Source organism: Streptomyces alkaliphilus, from assembly GCF_014141535.1.
In the GTDB taxonomy this organism is placed as follows: Bacteria; Actinomycetota; Actinomycetes; order Streptomycetales; family Streptomycetaceae; genus Streptomyces; species Streptomyces alkaliphilus.
Genome location: NZ_VKHT01001108.1, coordinates 1 through 1,525 on the forward strand (window position 1 = coordinate 1; position 1,525 = coordinate 1,525).

2 protein-coding genes are annotated in these 1,525 nt (G+C 79.0%); both read right to left on the reverse strand.

Features of this window, described 5'->3' with window-relative positions; all coding sequences use genetic code 11:
* Nucleotides 1-891 (reverse strand): sugar kinase (locus FNQ90_RS22745; RefSeq protein WP_323380129.1); only part of this gene is annotated, 891 nt, incomplete at its 3' end.
* Nucleotides 888-1,502: a bifunctional 4-hydroxy-2-oxoglutarate aldolase/2-dehydro-3-deoxy-phosphogluconate aldolase gene (locus tag FNQ90_RS22750; RefSeq protein WP_182608065.1), complete on the reverse strand. Its 615-nt coding sequence runs from the start codon at nt 1,500-1,502 to the stop codon at nt 888-890. The genes FNQ90_RS22745 and FNQ90_RS22750, both read right to left, overlap by 4 nt.
* Between the last annotated feature and the right edge of the window lie 23 nt (nt 1,503-1,525).

Genomic DNA, 1,525 nt, shown 5'->3' on the forward strand with positions numbered 1-1,525 from the left:
GCACACCACCGCCCGCTCCAGACGCCGCCCCGCCCCGAGCCCGTCGAGCAGCCCGGAGAGGTAACCCGCGCAGAACGCGTCCCCGGCGCCCGGGGTGTCCCGCACCGGCACCCGCCGGGCGGGCGCCTCCGTGGTCGAGCCGTCCCGGTGGTGGATCCGCGCGCCCTGCGCGCCGAGCTTGACGACGACCTCGCCGACCCCCTCGGCGAACAGCTCCGCCACCCGTTGCCGCTCCCCGTCACCCGCCGCGCCGGCCAGGATGGGGAGCTCGTCCTCCGAGGCGATCACCACGTCCGGGCCGGGCAGCAGGGAACGCAGCACCGGCGCGGCCTGCGCGCCGCTCCACAACCGCTCGCGGTGGTTGACGTCCAGGGACACCGTCCACCCGTGCTCCCGCGCGTGGCGCAGGGCCTCGGTCACGGCGGCGCGCGGCCCCTCGCCCAGCGCCGGGGTGATCCCCGTCAGGTGGAGGATCCGGGTGCCGTCCGCCAGCGCCGCCGCCAGGTGGTCGGGACGCTGTCGGGATGCGGCCGAACCGGCGCGCCAGTAGTGCACCCGGGCGATGTCGCCGGCCCGGGTCTCGCGCAGCATCGCCCCGGTGGGGGCGGCCTCGTCCGCACTCGCGTGCCGCAGGTCCACACCCTCCCCCCGCAGGGCGCGCAGCACGGTCCGGCCGGGCTCGTCGGCACCCAGCCGCCCGGCCCAGCCGGCCCGGTGGCCCAACCGGGCCAGACCGACCGCGACGTTCGACTCGGCGCCCGCCACCGTGATCCGTGCCCCGGCGCCCGCCGTCAGCGGGCCGGGGGTGTGGACGCAGAGCATCGTCTCGCCGAAGGTCAGCACGTCCACGGCGGGCCGGTCGGCGCAGCCCGGTGCCTTCGGGGTGCTCACGCGCCGGCCCCCCGGCCGCACACCGCCAGGAAGGCGCGGGCCCGCTCGCGCAGCGCGCCGGGATCACCGCCGTGCGGGGCGTCCCCCAGCAGCGGGCCGCCCACGCCGACCCCCACGGCTCCGGCCGCCAGGTACGCGGCGGCGGTCCCGGTGTCCACCCCGCCCACCGGCACGATCGGCATCGCGGGGAACGGATCGCGCAGGGCCGCCAGATGGGGCGGGCCACCGAGCGAGGCGGGGAAGAGCTTGACCGCCGTCGCCCCGGACGCCATCACCGCCGCGCACTCCCCGGGGGTCAACGCCCCGCCCAGGACGGGCAGTCCGGTCCCCACGGCGGCCTCCAGCCCCGGCCCGGGACAGGGCGTCACCAGCCAGGCCGCCCCGGCTTCCCGGGCCCGTCGCGCGTCGTCGGCGGAGACCACGGTGCCGGCGCCGATCAGCGCCCGGTCACCCACCTCGGCGACGACCTCGCGGACCACCCGTTCGGCGTCCTCGGTGGTGAGCGAGATCTCGATCAACCCGACACCCTCCTCGGCGAGGACCACCGCCGCCCGGACGGAGGCGCGGGCGTCCCGGCCCCGGACGATCGCGGCCAGCCGCTCGCTGCGCAGCCGGGGGAGGAGGGGGTCGGGGG